A 1739-nucleotide genomic window follows, 5' to 3' on the forward strand; every position below is an offset into this window, starting at 1 on the left:
CTCCCCCAGCAGCCGGGGGATGCTGGTGCCTTCCAGGCCGCCGACGGTCCCCAGCGCGAACGATCCGCCGACCAGACCGGACCGGTCGGCGAACTCCAGGACAGCCGACGCCGCCGCCGCCAGACAGGCTCGGGCGTGCGGCAGCAGGGCGGCGCCCCCGGACGTGAGGGCCACCCGCCGGGGCAGGCGTTCGAAAAGGGGCTCTCCCAGTTCCTTCTCCAGGGCCTGGATCTGCTGGCTGATCGCGGGCTGCACGACATGGCAGCGGGCCGCCGCCTTGGTGAACGACCGCTCCTCCGCCACCGCGACGAAGTACTCAAGCGTACGGAGCTCCATGACCGACAAGCTATCAACTCCGCAGTTGAGAGCACGGGTTGTGGAACCGCCCGACTGGTCCGGGGCCGGTACGGCGATCCCCCGGTGCGATCAGCGATCGTGACGGCCGCCATCACCGCTGTGTATTGGACGCGCGCGGCCGGGGCCCCGAGGCTGGTGGCCGGGTATCGGCCGGACCCGCGGCTCCGGCGAAGGGCGAGGAGACAGATGAGAGTGATCGTCGTGGGCGGCGGCATCGCCGGGCTGACCTGTGCCCTGAGCCTGCACGCCGCCGGCTTCGCGCCACGGGTGTACGAAGCGGCGCGGAAGGTCGAAGCGGTCGGTGTCGGAATCAACCTGTTGCCGCACGCCGTCCGGGAACTCGCCGAACTCGGCCTGGACGGCGAGCTGGACTCCGTCGCGCTGCCCCCGCATCGGCTGAGCTACCACGACCGGGCGGGCGGGACGGTCTGGGAGGAGCCGCTGGGACGCGCGGCCGGATACCACTGGCCGCAGTACTCCGTGCACCGGGGTCGTCTGCAGTTGCTGCTGCTGACGGCGGTACGTGAGCGGCTGGGGCCGGACTCGGTCCGTACCGGCCTGCTGTTCCGGGGGTTCGAGCAGAGCGCGGGCGGCGTCCGTGCCCACTTCCTGGACCGGTCGAGCGGCCGGCCCGTCGTCGATGACGGCGACGTGCTGGTCGGCGCCGACGGCATCGACTCCGTGGTGCGCAGCCGGTTGTACCCGGACGAGAGCCCCCCGAGCGGGAACGGCGTCCACATGTGGCGTGGGCTCGCACGGCACCCGCACGTCCTCGACGGCCGTTCGATCGTGGTGGCCGGGGGCACCCCCGGCGCGAAGTTCATCGCCTACCCGGTCGAGGACCCCGCGACCTCGGCTGCCGATGCCCTGGTGAACTGGGTGCTGGAGGTTCGGCACGACCCGTCCGCCCCGCCTCCCGGCGGCCCCGGCCGCCGCGTCACCGCGGCGGAGGCTCACGCCGGGCTGTCGTCGTGGAACCTGCCGTGGATCGACCTCGCGGCTCTCGCCGAACGCTCCTCGGTGATCGTCGAGTACCCGATGCTCGACCGCGACCCCCTGCCGCGTTGGAGCTTCGGAAGGGTCACCCTCCTCGGCGACGCCGCGCACCCGATGTTCCCCATGGGCATGAACGGCGGCTCGCAGTCCGTCGTCGACAGCCGGGTGCTGGCCTGGTGCCTGACCCGGGACGACGACGCCGTGACCGCGCTCCGCCGCTACGACCGGATGCGCCGGCCGGTCGTCAACGCGATCGTGCTGGCCAACCGGCGCCTGGGCCCGGAGGAGACCATCGCGCGAGCCGAGGAGCACGGTGGGTCGCTGCCCGTCGAGGAGGCCGAGAGGATCGCGACCCGCTACAAGCAGTTGGCCGGGGCCACCGTGAC

Annotated in this window: 2 protein-coding genes; one reads left to right on the plus strand and one right to left on the minus strand. The window is 72.6% G+C overall.

Annotated elements, in window-relative coordinates:
• Window positions 1–336, minus strand: a 336-nt coding sequence (locus ACIQOV_RS40285; protein WP_401055953.1) for a LysR family transcriptional regulator, incomplete at its 3' end; no start/stop codon positions are given.
• Between the two features lie 207 nt (window positions 337–543).
• Between ACIQOV_RS40285 and ACIQOV_RS40290 the strand changes: the two genes are divergently transcribed.
• A partial coding sequence (locus ACIQOV_RS40290; protein WP_401055955.1) for an FAD-dependent monooxygenase occupies window positions 544–1739 on the plus strand: 1196 nt, incomplete at its 3' end.

Source organism: Kitasatospora sp. NPDC091257 (genome assembly GCF_044757675.1).
Taxonomy (GTDB): domain Bacteria; phylum Actinomycetota; class Actinomycetes; order Streptomycetales; family Streptomycetaceae; genus Kitasatospora; species Kitasatospora lactacystinica.